20 protein-coding genes are annotated in these 24,901 nt (G+C 37.7%); 10 read left to right on the top strand and 10 right to left on the bottom strand.

Going from position 1 to position 24,901, the window contains the following annotated elements; all coding sequences use genetic code 11:
* From I6E82_RS11085 to brxL, 6 genes are read left to right on the top strand one after another with little or no spacing between them, the layout of a single operon-like run.
* On the top strand, positions 1 to 1,932 hold the full coding sequence (locus I6E82_RS11085) for a DUF262 domain-containing protein (RefSeq protein ID WP_197117913.1): 1,932 nt from the start codon (positions 1 to 3) through the stop codon (positions 1,930 to 1,932).
* Complete coding sequence (locus I6E82_RS11090; protein WP_197117914.1) at positions 1,933 to 3,018, top strand: hypothetical protein; 1,086 nt, start codon at positions 1,933 to 1,935, stop codon at positions 3,016 to 3,018.
* Entirely contained in the window at positions 3,018 to 4,229 is a 1,212-nt protein-coding gene (locus I6E82_RS11095; RefSeq protein WP_197117915.1) for a hypothetical protein, read from the top strand. The genes I6E82_RS11090 and I6E82_RS11095 overlap by 1 nt, the downstream gene beginning before the upstream one ends.
* Complete coding sequence (locus tag I6E82_RS11100) at positions 4,214 to 5,986, top strand: Hsp70 family protein (RefSeq protein ID WP_197117916.1); 1,773 nt, start codon at positions 4,214 to 4,216, stop codon at positions 5,984 to 5,986. Before I6E82_RS11095 ends, I6E82_RS11100 begins: the two co-directional genes overlap by 16 nt.
* Positions 5,987 to 6,029: 43 nt before the next feature.
* Complete coding sequence (pglZ, locus tag I6E82_RS11105) at positions 6,030 to 8,768, top strand: BREX-1 system phosphatase PglZ type A (protein WP_197117917.1); 2,739 nt, start codon at positions 6,030 to 6,032, stop codon at positions 8,766 to 8,768.
* 12 nt (positions 8,769 to 8,780) lie between these two features.
* Complete coding sequence (gene brxL / locus I6E82_RS11110) at positions 8,781 to 10,967, top strand: protease Lon-related BREX system protein BrxL (RefSeq protein WP_231616923.1); 2,187 nt, start codon at positions 8,781 to 8,783, stop codon at positions 10,965 to 10,967.
* Between the two features lie 347 nt (positions 10,968 to 11,314).
* Here brxL and I6E82_RS11115 read toward each other — a convergent pair whose 3' ends face one another.
* The 3 genes from I6E82_RS11115 to I6E82_RS11125 all read right to left on the bottom strand — a co-directional run bounded on the left by I6E82_RS11115 (position 11,315) and on the right by I6E82_RS11125 (position 13,914).
* Positions 11,315 to 12,421, bottom strand: a complete 1,107-nt coding sequence (locus I6E82_RS11115) for a hypothetical protein (RefSeq protein ID WP_331459159.1) — start codon at positions 12,419 to 12,421, stop codon at positions 11,315 to 11,317.
* A gap of 156 nt (positions 12,422 to 12,577) precedes the next feature.
* Entirely contained in the window at positions 12,578 to 12,874 is a 297-nt protein-coding gene (locus I6E82_RS11120; protein WP_169043866.1) for a hypothetical protein, read from the bottom strand.
* Between the two features lie 35 nt (positions 12,875 to 12,909).
* Entirely contained in the window at positions 12,910 to 13,914 is a 1,005-nt protein-coding gene (locus I6E82_RS11125; RefSeq protein WP_197101547.1) for a YHYH protein, read from the bottom strand.
* A 186-nt stretch (positions 13,915 to 14,100) separates the two neighbouring features.
* Between I6E82_RS11125 and I6E82_RS11130 the strand changes: the two genes are divergently transcribed.
* Entirely contained in the window at positions 14,101 to 14,859 is a 759-nt protein-coding gene (locus tag I6E82_RS11130; RefSeq protein ID WP_197117919.1) for a sulfite exporter TauE/SafE family protein, read from the top strand.
* Between the two features lie 179 nt (positions 14,860 to 15,038).
* Here I6E82_RS11130 and I6E82_RS11135 read toward each other — a convergent pair whose 3' ends face one another.
* From I6E82_RS11135 to mnmC, 3 genes are all read right to left on the bottom strand, one after another.
* Complete coding sequence (locus tag I6E82_RS11135; protein WP_007581997.1) at positions 15,039 to 15,674, bottom strand: NAD(P)-binding oxidoreductase; 636 nt, start codon at positions 15,672 to 15,674, stop codon at positions 15,039 to 15,041.
* Between the two features lie 182 nt (positions 15,675 to 15,856).
* Complete coding sequence (locus I6E82_RS11140; protein ID WP_165721355.1) at positions 15,857 to 16,180, bottom strand: hypothetical protein; 324 nt, start codon at positions 16,178 to 16,180, stop codon at positions 15,857 to 15,859.
* A 67-nt stretch (positions 16,181 to 16,247) separates the two neighbouring features.
* On the bottom strand, positions 16,248 to 18,257 hold the full coding sequence (gene mnmC / locus I6E82_RS11145; RefSeq protein ID WP_197117920.1) for a bifunctional tRNA (5-methylaminomethyl-2-thiouridine)(34)-methyltransferase MnmD/FAD-dependent 5-carboxymethylaminomethyl-2-thiouridine(34) oxidoreductase MnmC: 2,010 nt from the start codon (positions 18,255 to 18,257) through the stop codon (positions 16,248 to 16,250).
* A 178-nt stretch (positions 18,258 to 18,435) separates the two neighbouring features.
* Between mnmC and fabB the strand changes: the two genes are divergently transcribed.
* On the top strand, positions 18,436 to 19,647 hold the full coding sequence (fabB, locus tag I6E82_RS11150; RefSeq protein WP_007582000.1) for a beta-ketoacyl-ACP synthase I: 1,212 nt from the start codon (positions 18,436 to 18,438) through the stop codon (positions 19,645 to 19,647).
* Positions 19,648 to 19,750: 103 nt separating this feature from the next.
* Here the strand turns inward: fabB and I6E82_RS11155 are convergent, their stop codons facing one another.
* Positions 19,751 to 20,116 carry a hypothetical protein gene (locus I6E82_RS11155; RefSeq protein WP_008169794.1) on the bottom strand — a complete coding sequence of 122 codons (366 nt, stop codon included), beginning with the start codon at positions 20,114 to 20,116 and terminating at the stop codon, positions 19,751 to 19,753.
* Between the two features lie 51 nt (positions 20,117 to 20,167).
* Here I6E82_RS11155 and I6E82_RS11160 point away from each other — a divergent pair, with 51 nt between their 5' ends.
* Together I6E82_RS11160 and ggt are read left to right on the top strand one after the other, a co-directional pair.
* Complete coding sequence (locus I6E82_RS11160; protein ID WP_197117922.1) at positions 20,168 to 20,716, top strand: GNAT family N-acetyltransferase; 549 nt, start codon at positions 20,168 to 20,170, stop codon at positions 20,714 to 20,716.
* An 86-nt stretch (positions 20,717 to 20,802) separates the two neighbouring features.
* Positions 20,803 to 22,476, top strand: coding sequence for a gamma-glutamyltransferase (ggt, locus tag I6E82_RS11165; protein WP_197117924.1), 1,674 nt, complete (start codon positions 20,803 to 20,805; stop codon positions 22,474 to 22,476).
* A 48-nt stretch (positions 22,477 to 22,524) separates the two neighbouring features.
* On the opposite strand, the gene I6E82_RS11170 is transcribed toward ggt, so the two are convergent.
* The 3 genes from I6E82_RS11170 to I6E82_RS11180 all read right to left on the bottom strand — a co-directional run bounded on the left by I6E82_RS11170 (position 22,525) and on the right by I6E82_RS11180 (position 24,859).
* A complete protein-coding gene (locus tag I6E82_RS11170) occupies positions 22,525 to 23,385 on the bottom strand; it encodes a Tim44 domain-containing protein (RefSeq protein WP_197117926.1) in 861 nt (286 codons plus the stop codon).
* Positions 23,386 to 23,549: 164 nt separating this feature from the next.
* Entirely contained in the window at positions 23,550 to 24,302 is a 753-nt protein-coding gene (locus I6E82_RS11175; RefSeq protein WP_007582005.1) for a DUF3379 family protein, read from the bottom strand.
* A complete protein-coding gene (locus I6E82_RS11180; RefSeq protein WP_032827217.1) occupies positions 24,302 to 24,859 on the bottom strand; it encodes a sigma-70 family RNA polymerase sigma factor in 558 nt (185 codons plus the stop codon). The genes I6E82_RS11175 and I6E82_RS11180 overlap by 1 nt, the downstream gene beginning before the upstream one ends.
* Positions 24,860 to 24,901: the final 42 nt, after the last annotated feature.

Below are 24,901 nucleotides of genomic sequence, written 5' to 3' on the forward strand. Positions count from 1 at the left end.
ATGAAATTACAAAGTTTAAGCGATATTTTTGAAAAACGAATACTGCGTATACCAGATTATCAGCGGGGCTATGCTTGGTTAGAGCATCAATACAGTGACTTTTGGGAGGATATTCTTCACCTTAATGTTGAGCGTGTTCACTATACAGGAGTTATTACTTTAGAGCCTGTACCTAAAGAGCTGTGGCAAAGATGGGATAATGATGAGTGGATTATTGAAGGTGTAGGCTTTAAACCGTTTTATGTTGTCGATGGCCAACAAAGACTAACAACATCAATGTTATTAATGCAGGCTATTTTAGAGACGGTAAAAGACGACACTCAGCTTAACTATCAATCTTTGGGTACTATCAGAAAGCAATATATTTTAAACAGAGCGGATGATGGACAAAGAGAAAGCTTTATTTTTGGCTACGAGAAAGATAACCCGAGCGATGAGTATTTAAAAACTAAAGTTTTTGGTGTTCATTCTCATAGTAACCAATATCAAGAAACGCTATACACGCAAAACTTATCGAAAGCTAAAGCATTTTTTAAAGATAAGCTTAAAGAACTCAGTACAGATGAGATTGCGTTAATTTATAAAAAACTAACACAAAAATTCAAATTCAATTTATATGAAATTGATGACGAAATTGATGTATTTGTAACCTTTGAGACCATGAACAACCGTGGTAAGCCTTTAACAAGTTTAGAGCTACTGAAGAACCGCCTAATATATTTATCAACTTTATTCAAAGAACATGAAGGTCATGCGGTACTCAGAACGAAGATTAATAACGCGTGGAAAACCATTTATGAGTATCTTGGAAAAAACCCAAATGCTCCGCTAAGTGAACACCTATTCTTGCGTAATCATTGGACGATGTATTTTAAATATACACGTCGTAAAGGTGACGATTACATTAAGTTTTTATTGGATGAAAAGTTCACTGCAAGAAATGTTACGCATCCTAAAAAGTCAGATGACATGATCACAGTTGAAGAAGTTGATAGGTATGTTACAAGCCTTCAGCAGTCTATTCGCCCTTGGTTCTACATGCACAACCCTTATTTCCCTTTACCAGAATATACTGACGAAACTAATAAAAAATTACTTGATAGACTACATCGGCTGAGTTTTAGAGCGTTTAAACCGTTATTACTTGCAGCATACGTATCTAAACAAACTACAGAGCAAATTAATACACTTATTACTTCTGCTGAGCGATATAACTTTTCAATTTTCACATTAAGTCAGCGTCGTTCAAACACAAAAGATACAGAGTTTTTCTTTATGGCAAGAGAGTTACTAGTTGGTGCAACTAATATTGACTCTATTGTTGATAAAACAAAAGACTGGATTGAACAATATTACGACCCACAAAGATTCTATTCACATATAGCTGAGAAGTATGAATTAGGGTTAGGCGGTTTTTTTAAATGGGAAGGTTTAAGGTACTTTTTGTATGAGCATGAACAATGGTTACGTTCACGAGGAAAACAGTCTTCAAATAAACTGTCATGGGAAAAACTAACCGCGAGTAAAAAAGATAACGTCACTGTTGAGCATGTATTCCCGCAAACGCCAAAAGATGAGTATTGGCTATCACGATTTGGTTGTCTGGATAGAGAGCAGACTCAATTTGTAGCGCACTCTATTGGTAATTTAGTCCCTCTGAGTAGAGCGAAAAATTCAAGCCTTCAAAATGATAGTTTTGATTTGAAAAAGAACAATGGCAATGGAGTAGGTTTTTATAATGGTTCAGCTTCTGAAAATGAAATATCTCAAGAATCTGAGTGGTTGCCAGAAACTATTTTGAGTCGTGGCCTTCAATTATTGGCATTTATGGAAGAAAGGTGGCAAATAGTCATTGGCGATGATGAGTTTAAGACTCAGTTATTGCATATGGATTCTGTAATAGAGCAAGCCAACCTTCAGGAAGAAAGTTAAATGCTTTATTCAACAACCTTTGTATATAAAGGAAACACGGGCGGATCTGCTGTTATATTTGATAGTCGAATTAAAACTGAGTTAGAACCTGTTGTTTTTTCTTGTAGGTATTGTGACTCTAGTTTCTCTAGCGATGACTTAAGAGTTAGGCATGAGTGGGAAGAGCACCCAACTAAAAACCCAACCTTTAGGATTAAAGGAAGTGAAATTACTTCTAGTAGGTTTTATATCAGAGACCAAGTATCAATTGATGAGATTGAACTGAGTAATGTGCAAAAGGTGTTTATCAATGATGTTGAGACTGACATTGAAGACCTCCATTCGTGTATTTTTGAAAAACCAAGTAAATTCTTAAAAGTAGAGCTTGTTAACCGACAAGTTCAGAAGACATTTGAACTTGAAGTATCGATTCCAAAGCTTGATGAGATAGAGAAAGTAGATGAATATTTTTGGTTGTTTTTAAGTAGAGATGACTTTACAGAAGAGTTAATAGATCAGTTTATTAAAAGTACATCCGAACTTAAATCTGTTACTTGGTATGTCGACGGTTTAGTTAAATACCTCCAGGGTATAATGGCGAAAGATGGAAAGACTAAGTTTATTACTTTCGAAGACCATGAAATACGCTTTAATCAAGCTCGAAATATTTTATCAACATACGCTTCATCATTGGCCCATGCCGTTGTTGCATTAATTGATTTTAACCAAAACTATTTTAGTGATAATACCTCAAAAAGGACATTGCCCTATTTAGATAGAGCTTTGATTTTTTTTACGGGGAACGATTGCAATAATAGTTTGAATAAAATTCCAGATTCAGTAAAGAGCATTCCAACTGATAGAATAACATCTCTGATATTAGAATGCGTTTGCAATGAATTTACAGGCTCAAGTTTAGAGTTTATTCAGCAACAAGTGTTAAGGTTGAGAAGCCAAACCTTAACAGTGCAAGATAGAAGTAAGCTTGATTATATTTTGTTCAGGAAGGCCACGTTAGAAGGTGATACCACTGAGGCTGAAAAGTGTAGAAAGAAGCTAAAATATAACGAAGTGTTTGATTTAAGTGAATTTGATGAGAATTGCTAATGAAAGATAAACTAAGCCTACAACAGGCTAAACCGAGTTTGGTAGAAAAAACAATTAAGCCTATTAAAGTTTTCAATTCAATGAAAGAAATATTATTTGATATTTTTAGCCTCGATATTGATAAAAAAACTAATAAAGCTAAACCTTTAAAGTTATTAGCAAGTCATGAAACAGCAATTAAAAACATTAAGTTAAATGATCAGTTAACAGAAGTTGAATTAAAAACACTTACTAATTTAGTAAGAGAAAATGATGTTGAATTTAAGGTATTACTTCAATTAGCTATCTCAGCTGAAATGTGTAATTACTCAGAAATAAAGCGAAAGCTCATTATTATTTGTGTGAGTATCGTTAGTAGTTTGGAGTTTTTGAATCCTTTAAACGCTGTAGATAACATTTTTGAAGGAATGTTGTCTGAATACATAGATCATAAAGACTCGGTTGGTATTTTGAATGCTCAGCTTAAGAAAAAATTTGAGTCTAGAGCTGAAGGTATTAAAAAGAGGATTCAGGGTAATAAGGCGAAAGAATCTCGTAATGTTGTAACAGGTGAAGATGGAAATAGTGATAAACCAAAAGGAATGACGCTAGTCCAATTAGAATCATTAAGGAAGAACATACAGGTATTGAGTTGCTTATGGTGTCTTGAGTTTGGAAAATCTAAGCCGGATTTAATATTAGACTGGCTTTATAAAATTTTATCTGAAGATAATAATACAAAAGAATACCAAAGCGTTCCATATTTTTTAGCAAAACAGTTATCGGCTTCTAACAGACATTCACTAGTGGAAAGTATTTCCCATTTTCGGGAAAAAGAATTATCAGCGGAAAAGTTATACTGGAATGAACAGCAGAAAGCGCATCAACTATCTGAAAAAAATATAGAATTGACGTCAAAATTTTCATCATTAAAAGAAAGTATTGCGCTTAAAGAGACTCAAATAATTGAGTTAACTAAAAAAATTGAGTTTCTAAAAAAACAATCTGAAACTGACGTTTTGCATGTTAAAGCTGAACGCGTGCATTTAAAAGATGATACAGGGAAAGTGAAATCTAAGGCTATTAATCTACTCGAAGAAGACGTTTTACCCACATTAAAGACTTCACTTAAAGGGCTTAGAAAGGATGAGCCCAAAGTTAGTTTCGCTGTTGATAAAATAGATTTAGTAATTGAAGATATAGAGGGAGCTTTACAATGGTTCAAAAAATAGGAATCGATTTTGGTACTACAAATAGCTTAATTTCAGTAGTCACGTTAAAAGGAAAAGTAAAGTCATTTACGGTAAGAGACCGCCCACACCCATCAGTTGTACATTATGAAGGAGCTGACGTTGTTTGTGGCACTAAAGCAAAGAATAAGCTTCAACAAAAGACTATCGGAGTTCAGGGAAGTACAGTTAGAGGACCTAAGAAATTTATAGGTGGTAGTGACTTATCTGTTGGTGGTGTAATGAAAAACCCAAAAGAAGTCGTTACTGATTTAATGAATTTTCTAATAGAAGATGCAAGAGATCAAGATGATGATGGTGTAGCGGACCTTAAGCATGCTGTAGTTACTATCCCTGTGGCAATGGATGGTAGGGGGCGGCAAGCGCTTCGAGAAGCGTTATTGGATGCTGGTATATATATCGAAATGTTTATTCATGAACCTTTAGCTGCGTTGTATGGTTACTTTAAAAGTTTACCTGATAGCCAAAATGAATTGTCCAAAAATGAAGGTCGAATGATTTTAGTTTTTGATTGGGGTGGAGGAACATTAGATTTGACTCTCTGCCAAGTTCGTAACGGTTCTATTGTTCAGATCATGAATAGAGGTAATAACAAAGTTGGTGGTGATTATTTAGATGAGGCTATTTTAAATTACATAGAAGAAAAACATGCACAGAAGTATGGCTGGGATGTTGATACAAATAAGCCTAGAAACCCTGGCATGAGAGCAAAATTACTTGAAGAGTGTGAGAAGGCAAAAATTGATTTGTCTAGACGTGCAAAAATTGATATCTGGATTGATGACTACTTTAATGCGGAAGGAGAGGAAGCAGAAATAGAGCACTCATTAACTAGAAACGAACTTGATGCTATTTCTAAGTCTATTGTGGAGGCTGGAATTGGCGAAATTGAGTTTTTATTATCCCAAGAGCAAGCACATGTAGATATACAGACGATAGCTTTATGCCTAGCTACTGGCGGTATGGTTAATATGCCAATTATTCGACAGCATCTGCGTGAATTATTTGGTGTAGCTACATTAGAAGTTTCAGATATAGGCGATCGTATTATTTCAGAGGGAGCAGCTTGGGTTGCTCACGATGATTTGTGTTTAACTTTAGCCAAACCTTTCGAATTGGTAGAAGCTAGAAACTCATTACTTACCGTTATTCCCGAGGGGACAAAGCTACCTTCGAGGGGATATACTCCAGACCCTTTTAATCAGTCTATGTATTGTGCTGACCCAAGAGATGGAAAGGCTGTATTTACATTTAAAAGACCTCAAATGGTTGGTAAAACCGCGTCTAGTGATAGAAGAACGACATACGAAAATATGGTCGTTCCGGTAAACAAAGATTTTCCACCAATGAAAGAAAGAATAGATGTTAGCTATGAGATAGATGAAAATTTAATCATTAAAATTAATGCTCAATCATTAGACGAGAGAGTTCCTCAAGAACTACAAATTTTTGACCTTGAATTTGCTTTACAAATATCGAGTATCCCACCGATAAAAAAGCCTTTACGCCTAGTTAACTTTAAAGGAGAGCAACTAGGCTTAACGGTAAGAGCAAATATATCTAATGACGCTAATGCTTGGGAGCTTGTTCCTGGAGAACTATTACAAGAATATAATAGAAAAGATGAGAATGCTTATTTAAAAAAACAACTAACTCAACTTCAAAAAGATGAGAATAGTTTTTACCAATTGTGTAGTCGTTGTCATCAAAGATATAAGATCGGTTGTTGTTCAACTTAGCATTGACCTACATTAAATCACTAAGGCTTTATTAAATATCACTATGAACCTAGAACAAATAAAACAAGGCATTTTAGCCAAATTTGATAAGTGCCGATTGGTATTCTGGCAAGATGAAGATGTCGAATTTAAAGAACAGCTGGCATCAGTTAGAGATGAGCTGAATGGCAGTGATGTAGAGCTTATTGAGCTTGATGAGTGTTCACATTTTGAAATAAAGCAGCGTATTGAGTTAAAAGAAACAAGCTCAAAGTTCTTGTTGTATAGCAATAAACCGCAAAACGAGCCAGCACGTGATTGGCTGTATGATATTCGCTTATACGCAGAGCAGTTTTATGCTGATTCAAGCTCGATGATCTTGAATGAGCTAGGTATGAGAATGGAGTTTCGCCAAGATATAGGCCGCTATAAGAAGTTTTTTGGGAACCAGCAGCGATATAACAAGCTAAAGCGGTTACTACCAGAGAGCGCAGATAAACAAACATTAGAGCTTTCGATAATTGCTGTTATTACTAAGGTGGAAACGGTTTCTTTTACTGCGGCTTTTTATCAATTAATTAAGTTGTATGCCGAGCAGCCAGAAAAAGCAGATGAGTTGCTATCGGAATTAAATAAATTTGAGCTTAATAAAGTGTTTTGGCTGTTAGCAGTTGAAGAGTTTGGCTTTGTTGCTAATTGTTTGTGGATTGATGATAAAGGTACTAGTGCTCAACTCGTTTTACTTAAAGACTTATTAACTAAGTTATTAGTGACTGATTGCTACCAAGCGTTGCAGTCGTCTGGCGTTACTGTTCATACGACTAGTTTTGCTTCAAGCCTTTCAGCACATACATTACCTATGAGCTTAAGCGACGAAGAGACAACGACACTGCCAAAGAGCGTAAAAGAATTGCTACTGAACGCGGCTTCTAAACGTGCATCTGTTGTTAACTTTGTCTCGTCTTGGCGAGAAAGCAGAACGTTATCGGATTCATATAATGTTGTGGCATTTGAGGTTGCTCAAGAGCTAGAAATTAAAAATAAACTTGCCGAGTTTAAACATCCGTCGGAACTAATGCATGTTGAAACCTTTGTTGAAGCGGATCAGCAGTTAATTAAATCGTTAGCAACGAACTTACCTGCCTATAACGCCTTAGAAATTAATGACTGGGTTTCGAAAAAGTTACGCAGCCATTGGTGCTCTTTAGGGTCACATAAAGATAGTGCTAATTATGCTGCTATTTATACGGCACTAAGAGCTGCCAAAGAGTTTTATGACTTAAAAGAAAAGCATATTGATGGTTTGGCCTTTGAAAGTGCTAGGAGTCTTTACAAGGCATATGAAACGGAGCTTTATAAGTTTGACCATGCGTATCGTATTTTTAGTGAAAACTCGATTGAAATAAGTAAAAACGGCTCTGATATTTTAAAAGCAACGGGTCTTGTTGAAGATATTGAGCACTTATATGTTGATTGGTACTTGCATGATTTAGCGATTGTTTGGGGTAAGTTAGTTGATGATGAAAACTTACTTGATAATTGGAGCTTAGCTGGAATAAACAATCAGCAAGACTTCTACCGTGAAGAAGTAAAAGGTGTACTAAGCAAAACTCAAACTAAACGGGTTTTTGTGATTATTTCCGATGCACTTCGATACGAGGTAGCGCATGATATTCACCAGCAGATTAATGATGAAAAACGCTTTAAGTCTGAGATTAAGTCTCAGCTAGGCGTTGTGCCTTCTTATACTCAACTGGGTATGGGTAGTTTGCTGCCTCATCAGAAACTTACAGCTCACCTTGGCACCAAGCCGGAATATAAAGCGGATGGCATGTCTGTGCATGGGCATGACAACCGCCATAAAATCCTTGAAAAGCACGGGGGGGTAGCATTTAAAGCTGATGAGGTTCTTAACTGGACAAATCAAGAAGGCCGAGAGAAAGTACGTGATACTCAGGTGGTTTATATTTATCACGATGAGATTGATGCAATAGGTGATAAGCAAGCGACAGAGAACCAAACGTTTGAAGCCGCACGTGATGCAGTTGATGAAATTAAACAATTGATTGGTCGTATCATTAATCGCTTAAACGGTAGTAGAGTGCTTGTTACCGCTGATCATGGTTTCCTGTTTAAAATGACGGACGTGACAGATTCAGATAAAACTTCGCTTAAATCAAAACCAGCAGGCACAACCGAAGCGAAAAAGCGTTATGTAATAGGCTCAAACTTACCTACAGACAGCTATTACTGGACTGGCAAATTGGCTAACACTGCTGGCGTAAATGTTGAAGGTGGTGATGATGCTGAGTTTATGATCCCTAGGGGAAGTAACCGCTTTAACTTTGTTGGTGGGGCCAAGTTTATTCATGGTGGCATTATGCCACAGGAAATTTGTGTTCCTGTTCTTCAAATTAGAGAGTTAGATACAAAGGCTCAAACGAAACACGCAAAGCAGAAAGTAAATGCTGTTCCGCTCAATAACCCTGTGAAAATAGTATCTAATATCGATAGGATTAAATTCCTTCAAACCGATCCGGTAGGCGAGAAATTTAAAGCGCGTGAGTTAGAAATATGGATTGAAGACCCTGATGGTAAAAAAGTAAGTTCATGTGAGAAAGTCTTATTTGAATCGACTTCACAGAAAATGGACGATCGCAAACGCAACGTACAAGTAAAATTAGAAGGTAGCGGCTTTGATCGCACCGTTAGCTATAAGTTAATGATGGAAGATACAGAGAGCAAAGTAAAAACAACACACTCTGTGATTATTGATTTAGCTTTTGAAGATGATTTTTTTTAGGGAATGGCTGAGATGACAGTTGGAAATGATAATGAAGAAAACAGAAGCACTGAAAATAAGAATGCTAGCCAAGAACGTGAAATTAATGTGCATGTTCATATGCATGAAAATGACGCGACTATAGATCCAATAACCGATATAGCAACTGAACTTGATGAGCGTGGGGAGCTAAGAAGTATTGATCTAGACGAGCTAATGATAAACGAATTTAAAGGTCGTGTTGTACGTAAAGATTTAACAAAACAGTTGAAAGAAGGTGCTAACGTTCCTGTTTATGTATTGGAATATTTGTTGGGCATGTATTGCTCTGCTGCTGAAGATGATTTAATTGAAGAGGGCATGAAAAACGTTAAGAAAATCTTAACGGAAAACTATGTTAGACCAGATGAGGCCGAAAAAGCCAAGTCGCTTATTCGTGAAAAAGGCACACATAAAGTTATTGATAAGGTGACGGTTAAGCTAAATCAGAAAAAAGATATTTACGAAGCAAGCCTATCTAATATCGGTATAAAAGATGCGGTTGTTCCAAATAAAATAGTTAAAGAAAACGAGAAACTCTTAACGGGTGGCATTTGGTGCATTATTACGGTTAGCTATTACTATGAAGAAGGTCAGAAGGTATCACCTTTTAGTGTATTTAGTTTAAAGCCAATTCAAATGCCTTCTATGAATATGGAAGAGATATACCAAGCTCGACGTAAATTTACAATGGATCAGTGGATCGATATGTTACTGCGCTCCATTGGAATGGAACCTGCTAATTTAGATCACCGAACTAAATGGCACTTAATTGCTCGTATGATCCCATTTGTTGAAAATAACTATAATGTATGTGAACTTGGGCCTCGTGGTACGGGTAAATCGCATGTATATAAAGAGTGCTCTCCTAACTCGCTCTTAGTATCGGGTGGACAAACTACAGTTGCTAACCTTTTCTATAATATGTCTTCTCGCCAAATAGGTTTAGTGGGTATGTGGGATGTTGTTGCCTTTGATGAAGTGGCCGGAATCCGTTTTAAAGATAAAGACGGTATTCAGATTATGAAAGATTATATGGCTTCAGGTTCATTCTCTCGTGGTCGTGATTCGATTGAAGCTAAAGCTTCAATGGTTTTCGTAGGTAATATAGATCACAGCGTTGAAACTTTAGTAAAAACTAGCCACCTTTTAGCGCCGTTCCCAGATGACATGATTGATTCTGCATTTTTTGACCGCTTTCATGGTTATATCCCTGGTTGGGAAATACCTAAGATGCGCCCTGAGTTCTTCACAGATCGCTTTGGTTTAATAACTGATTACTTAGCTGAATACATGCGTGAAATGCGCAAGACGACGTTCTCAGACTCTATTGATAAGTTCTTTAAGCTAGGAAATAACTTAAATCAGCGAGATGTAATTGGTGTACGTCGAACTACGTCTGGTTTATTAAAGTTATTAGTACCGCATGGTGAGTATACTAAAGAAGATGTAAGAACTTGTTTAACCTATGCTTTAGAAGTTCGCCGGCGAATTAAAGAACAGTTGAAAAAAATAGGCGGCATGGAATTTTTTGATGTTAACTTTAGCTATATTGATAATGAAACACTCGAGGAATTTTTTGTCAACGTTCCAGAACAAGGTGGTTCAAACCTAATACCTGCTGGAATAGCAAACCCTGGGGTACTGCATTTTGTCAGTGAAGGCGCAGCTGGCAAGTTAGGACTATACAGAGTTGAAACTCAAATGACACCTGGTAATGGTAAGCACTCTACTTCAGGTTTTGGCTCTGATACGTCAGCAAAAGAACAGGTTAGGGTGGGTTTTGAATATTTCAAAGGTAATTTAAATCGTATAGCAGCGACTTCACGATTTTCTGAACACGAATTTCACTTGCACTTTGTTGATTTACAAAACTCTGGCAATAGTCATACAGCAAGTTTAGCTTCTTTAATTGCTAGTTGTTCAGTTCTAATGAATAAACCAATACAAGAGTCTATGGTTGTGCTTGGCAGCATTACATTAGGTGGTGTGGTAAATCCAGTGCAAGACCTGGCGTCTAGTATGCAAATAGCGCTAGAAGGTGGAGCAACCAAGGTACTTCTTCCAATGGCATCAGCCAGTGACATCCCATCAGTCCCAGCAGAGACGTTTACTAAGTTTCAGGTAAGCTTTTACAGTGACCCTGTGGATGCTGTTTATAAGGCGCTTGGGGTGAATTAATCTAAGTGCGGTAATACCTAGGTTGATTGAAACTAGTACTTTTTACTTGCAAATTAGTTCGAATAAAAGCCGATGCTGTGATGTTTAATTTTCAAATGCTACACAGTTGGTTTTATCAAAGTTATGCGCGATGACTATAAATATGGGGAATAGAAATTAAAAAATACACCATTTATGCACAAATGATTTTAAGTTGTTGTTTTTAAAGAACTAGGCGGGGGTTCAAATCCCCCCAGCCCACCAATAAAGGTTTTTGAACTCGTTATTCGAAAACCATAAGAAACCCGCAAATTTGTTAATCCAAATTTGCGGGTTTTTTTATGGAATTTATAAAGTAAAAATAAAGTTTAAGAATGTCTTATAGTGCGTAGCTTCATTCTTATTGCAATCACAAGCAGGCTAAACAATGACAGCATACTTATTAACAACGTTAGGTTAAGTATAGGGTTACTTGGCTCATCGGTAGTGACAGGAGAGTTGTTTACAGTTTGCGAGTTTTGCTGTTGCCTAATATAGCTTTGGCTGATCCAATCTACTGCGTTTATCCATTGTACTTTGGCGGGGTCAGTGTTGTTTAGCATCCCTATTGCGTGCTTATCGTTATCTAAGCTTTTTGAAAGTTGTATCAGTTGCTGCCAAAATTCATTTTTAGGGCCTAGGTCGTCTATTTCTTGTAGGTGCTGTTGTAATTTATCACCCCCCATCGTTTTTATATCAGCTTGTCCTGTACTTTGCGCGTAGCTATTTATTAGCGATGAAAAGCGACTAAAGTACTCATTACTTTTTTGCTGTGTAGGGTTAGCTGTTCGCTCGTTTGTTACTTTTTGTGTTGGTTGATTTAGGCTATTTTGATCAATCAAATATTGTTTATAGTTTTGGTAACTTAAGTTGTTTGTAGTTGTGTTATTTGTAGTTGTGTTATTTAGAGTGCCAAAGTTGTTTTTAAGTGCATTAACACTGATCACTACACCTACTAAGGTAATAATACAAAGTGCGCAATAGCAAAAGTACAATGCGCTTTTTAAAGTGTTACGCAGTAGTTTATATTTATTATAACTTTGCTTAATAGCTGCAGCTGTATTTGGGGCTTCGTCTGTATCTAGGCGTTCATTTTGTATTGAGGTACTTTTGTCGTTAGTACTTTCACTAATGTGTTTATCTGTATTTTTGTTGTGCTCAGTGAGTGCTATTTGATTATTTTGAGATTGAGAGATTACAGTAATGAGTTGAGGTTCTACTTTAGTAATCAAACCTAGCTTTTTAAGTGAGGATTCTGTTTTAACAGCATCAATACTCGATAAGTCTTTTTTTAAAGCGTAAGCTTTTCCATCAAACAACTGAATAACAATATTATGAGGAATATTAAGAAGTTGGCTGAGTTGTTCTTGGGCAGAGGTAAGGTCAGTATTTTGATATAACTGACCATTAAAAACAATTTTAAATGTAGCGCTCACGTTAGTACCTTGCTTGTGTAATTCCATTTTTGGAATTTTATTTTTATTATTTGATACACAAAACTAACTTAACAGATAAAGGGTATGCTTTCTAATGATTTGCGATTAAAAAAGCCTTAACAAACAGCGTTAAGGCTTTGGCGTGTAGCTGTTACTTTATCGTTTAGCGAGTGATTTTACAGATTGCTTTTGATCACTTGCTGGTTGGGTTGCTTTGTCTATTAATGTTTCAAGTGGTTTATTTCGAACGCACATAAGCACATTGTTCATTGCTTGGCATGTGCCTGTCGCTTTTTTATCATGGCTTGTGTAGCTGCAATCTTCATTAATGGCTTTTGCTTCACATGCTTCCCAAGGCGCGTTTGAACCATGACCTGAATGGCTTAGCGCTGAGCATGAGGCAGCAAGTAAAAAGCCAGTGGTTAGTGCTTTTATCACGTTAAATATTTTCATTAGTATCTCAGTTAATTATTTGGCCAGAATGCGAGTTATCTTGCGGTAGCACCTTTAAAACAACCAATAAACATGTTTTCAGATACATCGGCTGCATGGTAGTGGTATCCGCGTGTATCGTCGGTGTGGCCTCTACATTCGTCTAAATCAGTGGGTTCTAATCCATCTTCGTTAAGCATGCCAAATATACCAAATCCATCGAGTGCATAACCCATCATGGCGGCATGACCGTCTGATTGAATTTGTGTTTGGCTACAACCTGCTTCACCGTGGTAGTGATAGCCTGCTACTAAGTTAATATGGCCAGCGCAATCATCAAAGGCTGCAATAGTGTATGCGCCTAAAATAGCCTCAACAGGCGCGGGTGCAGCAAGTACAACACCATTGAGAGCAACACCTACATTGGCGTTACCAATACTGCTATTTTGAGTGGTTGCAACAGGTGTTATTGGAATTAAAAATGATTCTGATATACCGCCATCAACATAATCAATAGAGCATTCTACGCAGTGGTTTTGGTATTGTTCTTCTACGTTTGGACGTGCAGCGCCATCACACGATTCTTGTGTGTCGGTTACATTTACAAGGCCTGTACCTTCGTCGTATAGCTGCCAATGACTATCGTTATATAATGTAGGTAGATTTAAAATAAAGTCTCCGGTTATATCGTAAACCTCACCGGTGCCATCAAACCAAATACCGGCTTCGTCTGCTGTTGAGGTGATATTTTGAGGGCAAAATACACCAATCTCGTAATTTGAAGGCGCACCGGCAATATCAATTTTGTAGCATGAGGCTTCATCGCCATTACTTAGCGTACATGTTTGAGTGGTAATTGATGAAATGAGCGCATCGCTTTCAAAGTTAAAAGGGTCAACTTCTACAACAAAATCGGTTGAAGTATCTGTTGTAGTTCCCTCATCGGTGGTTGTTTCAGTTACAACTGTACTTTCAGCATCGCTACCGTTACAGGCAGTTAAACCCAGTGCAAGTATACACACTGCAAGCGGTGTCAAAATTGGTGTGTTAAATCTTCTCATCAAAAATATCCGGTAATGAAGTTGAATGTATAATATTTGTTAAATGTGCAAACAAAGTGCAAAAACAACGCAACATAGTACATAGCACGAGATAGAAGCTGATAAAGTTGCTATAAATGTGTTTAGTACCTTTTTTACTATTTAAATACTGCGACTTAAAAGTACTTAAATAGGCAGTGGAGTTTTATGGATTTTTTATTTCCTGACAGCATGTCTTTATTTTTGTTTTTATTGTTAATGATCACCGCTGGCTTTACTTCTTTTATATCTGCTGCATTTGGTGCTGGTGGCGGATTAATGCTGCTTGTTGTTATGGCGTCGTTTATGCCAATGGCAGTTGTTGTGCCTGTGCATGGTTTAGTACAGCTTGGCTCTAATGCAAATAGGTTTTTACTCAGTTTTAAGCATATTGATAAAAGCATGTTTGTATATTTTGCGTTAGGCGGCTTAGTAGGGGCGGGGTTATCAAGTTTTGTTATTGATGATATACCGCTTGATGCTATGAAGTTAGTGGTCGCTATTTTTGTTATTTATTTACTGTGGGGTAAAACGCCACCTATAAAATTAACCTCTAAGGTGTGGCGTATGGTCGCCGGTGGAATAACTACTTTTATTTCTATGTTTGTGGGGGCAAGTGGTCCATTAGTTGGTAGCTGTTTATATATAAATAATTACGAAAAGTTAAAATTTACGGCAACGTTTTCGAGCATTATGAGTGTGCAGCATTTATTAAAAGCGATAATTTATGGCGCTGTTGGCTTTAGTTTTTGGCAATGGATACCGCTTGTAATTGCCATGGTAATAAGTGGCGCTGTAGGAACTTGGTTCGGAATTAAATTACTTAAAAGGATGTCTGGGGATAAATTTAAGCATATTTTTAGGATAGTTTTAACGTTATTAACGCTACAACTTGGTTGGCAAGGTATAAAAATATTACTCCACTAATTTGCTTAGTGGAGTAAATTTAATTTTATTAAACATAAATTATTTAAGAGGATTAAATAATTCATTGCGCCAAAAAGTTACTGATATAGAGCGACTATACTGTAATTTTTTGCCTTATCGATGAATTACATATTCTTTGTAATAATTGTTCATACGTTTAATTAAATTGGTATTAAAGCCTATTTAACAGCGGCTTTAATTGGCTTATCGCCATCAAACAACTTAAAAATGCGGTTACTAATAAATGAGTTGGTCGCAATATGTAATAATGCATTGGCTACGTTTTCGCGGCTAATTTTAGCTTCTGAACGATCACTTGGTTGCTGCGTAGTTACTTGCATTGAAGCACTATCGTCAGTCAATGTACCAGGGCGAACAATGGTATAATTTAAACCACTGTTTATTAGGTGCTCGTCAGCCATATGCTTAGCAACTAAGTAAGGTTTTAAATCACCTTGAATCGAATCTGGATCGTCAGCACCAATTGAACTGACCATAATAAAGTGATTAACGCCGTGCTCTTTAGCGAATGTAGCTGCTTTTGTTGCAGCCCATAAATCAATGAGTACAGTTTTATCATCGCCTGTACTTCCACCAGAACCAGCAGCAAAAATCACTTGGTCACAGCCTTTCATTGCATCACCAAAATCGCCTTCAAGATCTTGCTCAACAATAGTTAAAAAAGAGCTGTTTAAATCGCTTAACTTATTTTTGTCACGCACTAATGCCACAACATTTTGCTCATTTTCTAAAAGTAGCTCAGTTGTCATTTTACCTATTTGTCCGCTTGCGCCAATAATTAGGGTCTTACTCATAATTAACTCCTTCCAATAAATAGTAAAAGTAATGTGCTTACAAACAGACCTTGGGGTAGGGGATTATTTTTAAAGGGTAAAAAAGAGTTTAAATGAGCTAATTTCAAAAAATACTTTAATTAAAATTCAATACTTAACTGAGCATTAAAATTAGCTGCTTTTGGCGTGTTTTTTAGAACTTTTTATTCAACCATTATACTCACTTCGGTCACATAACTACGGCGGTATAGACTAATACGGACTTTATGTTCTTGGTAATTATAAAACAAAGTGCGATATGTACTATTGCCATTTGTTTTTGAAGGTTCACCTAATTTTTGCTGATAAAAGCGAGTGATATCAGAAATTGAATCGGTTAAATAACCAGTACGTACCATTGGGTATTCGCTGGCTACGTCCATCGTTGTAACAAACTCTTCAGGAAGTGGGATTTCAGTGACGTTTTGGCTAAGTGCGTTAAACGATAGAGTGCATAGCAACATTATTAAAAATGCTAAAGTTTTCATTAGAGTCCTTTGAGTAATAAATTCCTTTTATTGGTACTTATTTTACCTCAATAAGCACCTTTGTCATTTAAATTTTATTACGAATTAAATCTCGCACTATAAACCGGGCAGGGTGAATAGCTTGGCTTACACGTTCGCTTAATGGGCGGGGTTCGTTATTTAAACAACTTACGAGGTGGTCTGCACTTAGCGGTGCGCTGCATAAAGCGCGTGCGCCAAAACCGGTGAAAATATGTAGGCCTTGTTGTGGTTTATTAAGTTGCTCATATTGGTAGCGTTTACCTAAACGTAGATTAGCAAAAGCCATTATATAATCACTTTGCTCGCACCATTGCCCTGCCATTGGTAGGTGATCTATAAATGTGCAGCGAACAGCCGCTTTTGCCGAGGTTATATTGCCAAGGGTGGAGGCAAATTCACTTTGCTGATAAAAGCTAAGTAGTTGCTCTTGGTTTAATTGGTTGTCGAGCGCTGTAACTTGGCGGCTTTTAGTGTTTTTTTCAAATGTGGCACCCATGCAGTGATGATCTAAATAAGCCGGGGTAAAATACCCTTTATGGCATAGCACTGTTTTAAGTTTGCGTGATTGCTCACTTGCCTCAATATGTGAAACCTGACCGCGCACGCCTACTATAGGTAGCGCTTTTGTTTGCTCAAATGCATCGCTGTGCTCACCTGCACAAATAATTACATCGCTAAAAGGGCCTAGCTGCTCATCATTCGTTAATAAAAACCAACCGCTATCAGTTTTTTTAAGCTGCTTTATATTGCAGTTAAATAGGCTTTTAAATGGGCTTATGCTATTTGCAGCGCTTAGCATAGCGTTTACTAATTGTGGCGGGTTAACCCAGCCGCCTTGTTCAAAAAACACGCCTGAATAACCTGTCGTTACGCCGGCTATTTCATCGCCTTGCTCTGCGGTTACGTTGTGCATTAGCTGGATTGGCCACAGTTGCTTTTGTGCTAAGTTTTCGTGCTTATCAGCGAGAGGTTTTTTCACTGCGTGTTGTAATACGCCGCACCAATCGTAATCAAAGCTAAAGCCGTTTTCGAGTAACTGGTTATACAAACGTTTTGCGTATAAAAAGCTATGTGCAAACAATTCACTGTGTGGCGAGTTTTTAGCTTGTAGGTGAGGGTAAATAGCGCCTTGCACATTGTGCGATGCCCCCATTGCAGGCTTTTCATCTTGGCAGAATAATTGGCTGGTTATGCCTCGTTTAGCCAAGCTGTATAAAATACAGCTACTGGCAATACCACCGCCAATGACCGCTACATTTTTTAAAGTACTGCTATCTTGATTAAAATAAGCGGGGGTTGATTGAGCGTTATTAACATGTTTAAGTTGGCCAGTAAGCATATCTTCTTTTTGATTAAAATTTTTGGCTTTTTTAGTACTAAAGCCAGCCTCTATTAATCCTCGTTGAACAAAGTCAGCGGCAGTAAAAGTCGATAAGGTTGCATTAGCTCTTGTTATATCAGCCATGGAGTTAAATAAACTTTGCTGCCACATATCAGGATTTTTACTTGGCTCAAGCCCATTTAAATACCAAGCATCAACAATTCCTGTTTGCGGATAGCTCATTGCTTGTATTGATTCAAGCGCATCACCAAAGTATAAATCGAGAACAACACTACCATTATTAAATTCGAGCCGGTGGCATCCTTCTAAATTAATTGGGTAGTTTACTGTTAATTGCTCACTAAAATAACTTAAGGTAGGCCAAGCGGTTAATGCTTGTTTTAAGTCTGTTAATGTTAAGGGATACTTTTCAAACGAAATATAGTGTAGGCGTTTTACGCTTTTTTCACATTCATTTTGAACTTGCATCCGCTCAAGGTGGTCTTTAAAGCGTTGCCACGTATTTAAAAAGTTTAAACCGGTGCCAAAACCGGTTTCGGCAATAACAAAATGTGATTGGTCATGATTTTGTAATCGTACATCTATATTATTTTGCTCATAGTACACATAATGCGATTGAGCTAAGCCATCGTCATTAGAAAAATAAATATCACCGGAGTCATTAGTCAAAGGTGTACCTAAATTATTAATGTGACTATGTGCGTTCTTAATCATAATTTTTTAAATTTATAGATATATTTTTAATTATTTTACGGGTTTTCTTTGTAATAGTCTGGCGTTATTTATAAGCTAGCAGTTCAGAGTACAAGTGTACGCTAGAAAGCTGACCACTTAGGTGATTAAATTCGCGTAAAATAGAATGCAATTAAGTATTAAGCTAAGGGAATTACCCATGAGAAGAGCTGTAATTACAGGTATCGGTGTTGTATCAAGCATTGGTAACAACAAAGAAGAAGTATTAGAATCGTTAAAAACGGGCAAAAGCGGTATCGCTTTTAACCAAGAATTTGCCGATTATAAGTTACGTAGTAACGTATCGGGTAAAATTGATATTGACGTTAAAGCACATGTTGACCGCAAAGCAATGCGCTTTATGGGTGATGCTGCTGCATATTCTTATATTTCGATGACTCAAGCAATTGAAGACTCAGGTTTGTCTGACGACCAAGTATCAAATGAGCGCACGGGTATTATTGTTGGCTCTGGCGGTGGTTCGTCTAAATGGCAGGTAGAAGCTGCTGATATTTTACGTGAAAAAGGCGTAAAACGTGTAGGGCCTTATATGGTTCCACGTACTATGGCGAGCACTACATCTGCTTGTTTAGCAACACCCTTTAAAATTAAAGGTGTTAACTATTCAATTAGCTCTGCATGTGCAACATCTGCGCATTGTATTGGTAATGCAGTAGAACAAATTCAATTAGGTAAGCAAGATGTTGTTTTTGCTGGTGGCGGTGAAGAACTACACTGGACATTGGCAATGGAATTTGACGCTATGGGCGCACTTTCTACTAAGTACAACGAAACACCAGAAAAAGCGTCTCGTACATACGATGCAAACCGCGATGGTTTTGTTATATCTGGCGGCGGCGGTATTGTTGTAGTTGAAGAACTTGAACATGCACTTGCACGTGGCGCGCACATTTACGCTGAAATAGTTGGTTACGGTGCAACATCAGATGGCTACGACATGGTTGCTCCATCTGGCGAAGGTGCAGCACGTTGTATGCGCCAAGCTATGCAAGATGTAGACAGTATTGATTACTTAAACACGCATGGTACATCTACACCTGTAGGCGACGTTAAAGAGCTTGGTGCGATTCAAGAAGTGTTTGGTGGTAAGTCACCAATGATCAGCGCAACTAAAGCAATGACGGGTCATGCCCTCGGTGCTGCAGGTGTTCACGAAGCTATCTTCTCATTATTGATGCTAGAGCACAGCTTTGTAGCGCCTTCAATTAATATTGATGAGCTAGATGAGCAAGCGGCAGGTTTAGATATTATTACTGAACGTCGTGACGTTGAGTTAAATACTGTAATGTCTAATAGCTTTGGCTTTGGTGGCACAAACGCTACTTTAGTTATGAGTAAGTACAAAGGTTAATTTGAGCTTATAAGCCCTAAATATGTAAACACATGTCAGGGCTAAACTGCTTAAAACAAAAAAGGAAAGCCGAGGCTTTCCTTTTTTATTATCGAAAGTTAAATTAACCTTCGTTATGTTCTTTACGCGCTTGCTCAATTTCGTCAGCAATTTCTTGCGCTTTCTGCTTAGTTTTTTCAGTTAACTCGCCAGCAGCTTCTTTGCTTTTAATCCATGCATCAACCGCAATCTCTTTGCCGTCGTCGTACATGTCTAAGCCCATTGTTTTACTTTGCTCTAATAGCTCGTTTAAAGACTCATCATTTTTAAGATCGTTAGTTGTCTCTTTAACGTCGTTCCATGCATCACCAAGCTTTTCTTGCATTTGTGCGCTTTTATCTTTTGCATCTTCTTTTACTTCGTTGGCATCTTCACAACCAGTTAATGTAATTAAAGTGCCTAATAAAGCTAAACCTGCTAATTTATTCATGTGCTATCTCCTTTAGAGACTGATAATTAATTCGAGGCAGACTATACAACAATGAAAATGAACGCCCCCGTAACAAAACGATTAAATTTTAAATTAATGAATGAGCACGATTGGCCTCAATTATTTGAACTCGACCAAGACCCCGCCGTAATGCAGTATTTAACGCGAGGTGTACCTACCTCTTTAGAGCAAATAAAAAATGAGGGAGTGCCTCGTATGCTCGCATATAGAAATGAGCTAAAAGGCTGGGGGCTGTGGAGTATCACTCTAAAGCAAACCAATACATTTATTGGCTGGGTATTAATAAGACCTATGAATTTCTTTAGTGATGCACCAAATTACAGCGATATTGAAATAGGTTGGCGCTTTAAACAAGCGAGTTGGGGGCATGGTTATGCAACCGAGGCGGCTTTAGCATTATGTGATGAACTCATTAAGCAAGATGACGTTAAGGCGATAAGCGCAACTGCACTAAAAGATAATACGGCCTCTATAACAATAATGAAAAAGTTAGGCCTGCAATTTATAAAAAATTATACACATACAGATGAGCAAGGCGACTTACCCGCAGTACTTTATTCAAAAAACGTTTTAAGATGATTAAATATCAACAGTATAAAGATTGACCTGCCCTTAAATGACGTGCATTAATATGGGCAACAAAAATAATAAATTAAGGATGTTGTATGGGATTGTTTTTTTCACCACGTAAATTAATCGTCAAAAGTGTACTGGTTTTACAGTTCACTACTTTTAGTGTTTTGGCGCAGCCTTTAGCGCAAAGCGCGGTCGCAATGCCTGACTCGTTCAGTGCCGATGCTGCTAAAAGTATATTAGAGCAAGGCGGTAATGCTGTTGATGCGGCTATTACGGCACAATTTGTACTTGCAGTGACGCTTCCTGAAGCCGGAAATATTGGCGGCGGGGGATTTATGCTTATTCAAAAAGATGGCAAAGGCGATTTTATAGATTATCGCGAAACAGCGCCAACAGCGGCTCATCGTGATATGTATTTAGATAAGCAAGGTAATGTTATTGCAAACAAATCAATATATGGCATTCACGCAAGCGGTGTACCTGGCAGTGTAGCGGGTATGTGGCTTGCTCATCAAAAGCATGGCACTTTAAAGTGGGAAGCACTAGTACAGCCTGCTGTAACGTTAGCTGAGCAAGGGTTTGTTGTTCCGCCTAAGTTAGCAAAAGGTGTGAGCAATTATATAGCCCATCTAAAAGAGCAAAAAATAAATGTAAACTTTGAAAAATATTTTGCTGATGTAAAAGCCAATAAAGTCTTTAAGCAACCAGAGCTAGCGGCAACGCTAAAGCGTATTCGTGATAACGGCCAAGATGGATTTTATAAAGGCGAAACTGCAAATATTATTGCTAAATTTATGCACCAGCATGGTGGTATTATTAATCAAGATGATTTAAAAAATTATACCGCTAAATCACGTACGCCTATTAAAGCTAGTTGGAATGGTTATGAAGTACTTACTTCGCCACCGCCGAGTTCAGGTGGTATTGCTATTTTACAGTGGCTCAAAATGTATGAGTTACAAAAACCAAATGCAGGCTTAGCGCATAACTCGACTCAGTATGTGCACTTATTTTCTGAAATAGGTAAACGTGTATTTGCAGATAGAGCGGAGTATTTAGGCGACCCTGATTTTTTTGATGTTCCAGTAAACGCGTTAACTAATATTAACTACCTCAAAGAGCGCAGTAATGGCATTTCGTTAACCGCTATCTCGACTACCGAAAATATTAAACCGGGCCTTAAAGAAAGTGAGCAAACTACGCACTTTTCAATCGTTGATAAAATGGGTAACGCTGTAGCAAATACCACCACAATAAACTTAGGGTTTGGTAGCGGTGTAGTTGTTGAAGGTGCAGGATTTATTTTAAATGATGAAATGGACGACTTTAGCGCCAAACCAGGCGTTATGAATGTGTTTGGTGCAATAGGCGGTAAAGCTAATGAAATACAGCCACACAAGCGTATGTTGAGTTCTATGACACCTACAATATTACTTAAAGACAACACCGTTAAAATGGTGACAGGTTCGCCTGGTGGCACAACCATTATTAGCTCTGTGTACGAATCTATCTTAAATGCGATAGAGTTTGATATGAGTGCAGAGCAGGTTGTAAATAGCCCTCGTTTTCATCATCAATTGTGGCCTAAAAATATAATTAGAACGCACATAGGTTTAACCGATAGCGTGAAAGCAGAGCTTACAAAAATGGGTTACACCATAGACGAGAGACACTTTGGTGACTTACACGTTATTATTAATAAAGAGGGTCAATTAGATGCTGCTTCTGAAGCATCAGGGCGCGGTAAATCAATTGTTTTTTAAATAAAAAAACACCGCGCTAAAAAGCGCGGTGTTTAAAATAATAAAAGCTTATTGAGTATCAATTAAATCTTCAACACCCACTATTAGCCATGGAGCATCGTCTGAAATTAGACGCTCTAAGTGCCAAATTTCTAAAATAGGCTGTTCTTTTCTATCGCCTAAATCACGGTACTTACCTTTAAAGCGAACACTAACCTGCCACGATTGCGCATTTGTATCTGCACGCACAAGTTCGGCATCAATAAACATTACTTCTGTTTCTACACTCTGTATAGCTTCACGTTCAGCTTTAAACTCGGCAACAAGCGCAGGGCTTAAGTATTCAGCCATTGTGGTGTAATCGGCATTATTCCATGCAGTTTGTAGCGTATGGTAATGACTACGGGCACCTTGCAAAAAGCCATTAACGTCAAAGTTAGGTGGTAAATTAAAAGGGACACTTTCATCTTGTGGGGCGCTGTTAGCAAAGCCTGTACTTGTTGGTTGCTCGATAGGTGCTTGTTTAAAAGCATTTTGCTGAGCACTTGTACCTGCACTGGCATTTGCAAGTTGTGGGGCACGATTAGTACGTAAAAAGCCTGTTACTAGCTTAAATAAAATAAATAGTCCGCCAGCTAATAAAATCATTTCTAATAGCTTAAAACCTTCAAAATCGTCGCCTAACATTGCTGCAATTAAGCCACCCGCTAAAAGACCACCCAAAACGCCAGCCATAATGCCTTTTTTATTTGATGTGGCTTTAGGTGCTGCTGTTGGGGTTGTTGTATCTGCTTTTTGTTTTTGTGCTGTTTGTTGTGTTGCAGGAGTTTGTCCACGTTTACTACTGCCAAACTTTTTACGTGCGTGTGCATCAAAACTGGCAGTACATAATAATGCCAATAATGAAAAAATAACGATGATGTTCTTCATGAAATTCCCTAATTAAAATCGAGCCGCGATTATAATTTACTTTCTTTAGGAATTTAATTAATTACTTTAAAAATCAGAGGTTTTGGGTATAAAAGAAAAGGTTTGTTGGTGAGTATACAATCAAAAAACCGCTCAGTAGAAACTAAGCGGTAAATTTGTTTATTTTAAAGCCAACGAATAGCGCCAGTAACGCGTTCGTTATAAGTATTTAGAGGTGCTCCAACACTTGCCACTAAAATAGTATCTGCTTGTGAGCCTCGGTTAATATGACCTTCAAAGCGCTCGTCTTTGAAATTATCATCGCCAAAACCAAATGATTTATTTTCAGAAGGCACTATAAATACCGTCATAGGACCAAAGTCAGACTCAAATATCAAATGTAGCCCTTTTTCGCCTTTAAAATCACAAAACATAGCGTAAGTTACATCACCAGGAAGCTCATCAAGATGACCACCTAATACTGCAAGCTTGTCGTTAACGCTTTGTAGGCTAATGGGCTCTTTTTTATCAAGCGCACTAATTTCGTAGTACACATGGGCAAGCGCATGCTCACCCGCTTCGTGTGCAATATTTTGCTCTGTACTAAAAAAGAAAGCACTAATAGCCACTACAAAAGATGCAGCTAATGCAAGATGCACGCGGTCAAGCTTAAAACGCGAGCGGGCATCAACTACATTTTTTCCTGTTGCTTGCTCTTCTTGTAGTGCTTTTTCTTTTAACGATGTGTTTAAAAGAATGCGGTCTGCAAGGTTTTCAGGCACAGGTATATCTAAAGAGTCTTGAATAAATTTATCAAAATCTTTCATATCGTTAATAAAACTTTGTCGCTCTGGGTTATTGTTAGCAAACTCCATGAGCTCCTTGTCAATGTCGTTTGGCTGCGCAATAGTGCGGCGACGAAACTCAAGTTCATCCATTATTTTGATGCCCCTTTAAGTTGTTCATCATCACGGCTTAAAGCCTCTTTAAGTTGATTTCGGGCACGGTATAAACGAGTCATTACCGTGTTTTTATTTAAATTAAGTATGCCTGCGATCTCTTCGCCAGAGCAGCCCATTACAACTTGTAGTAATAATGGCTCTCGGTATTCATCAGATAGCAGGGCAATCTGGCGTTGGATAACCGTTTGCTCCATTTCATCATCTAATGAGTGGCTGGTTTCATCAACAAGCGTATCGTTTTCTACGTCGCTGTAATCAAACTGTTTACGTTCAAATCGGCGCGCATTTTCTCTTCGTAATATAGTAAGCAGCCAAGGTTTAGCTGCCTTTTGATCAAGTAAAGAGTCGAGAGAACGCCACGCGCGTAAAAACGTTTCTTGTACTAAATCATCTGCTATGTGCGGATCACGGCATAACCAATAAGCAAAGCGATAAAGCTCTTTATTGTAAACGTGGACCAAGGCTTCATAACGCTTTTGTTTCTCTGCCATATCGATTAAGACCTGATTGTTTGATTTTTTCTTTCCAAGCATAAGCACTTTTTTAATTAAAAATTATTATTTATTGCAAAAAAA

The sequence above is a fragment of the Pseudoalteromonas sp. NZS11 genome, assembly GCF_015864765.1.
Taxonomy (GTDB): Bacteria; Pseudomonadota; Gammaproteobacteria; order Enterobacterales; family Alteromonadaceae; genus Pseudoalteromonas; species Pseudoalteromonas arctica.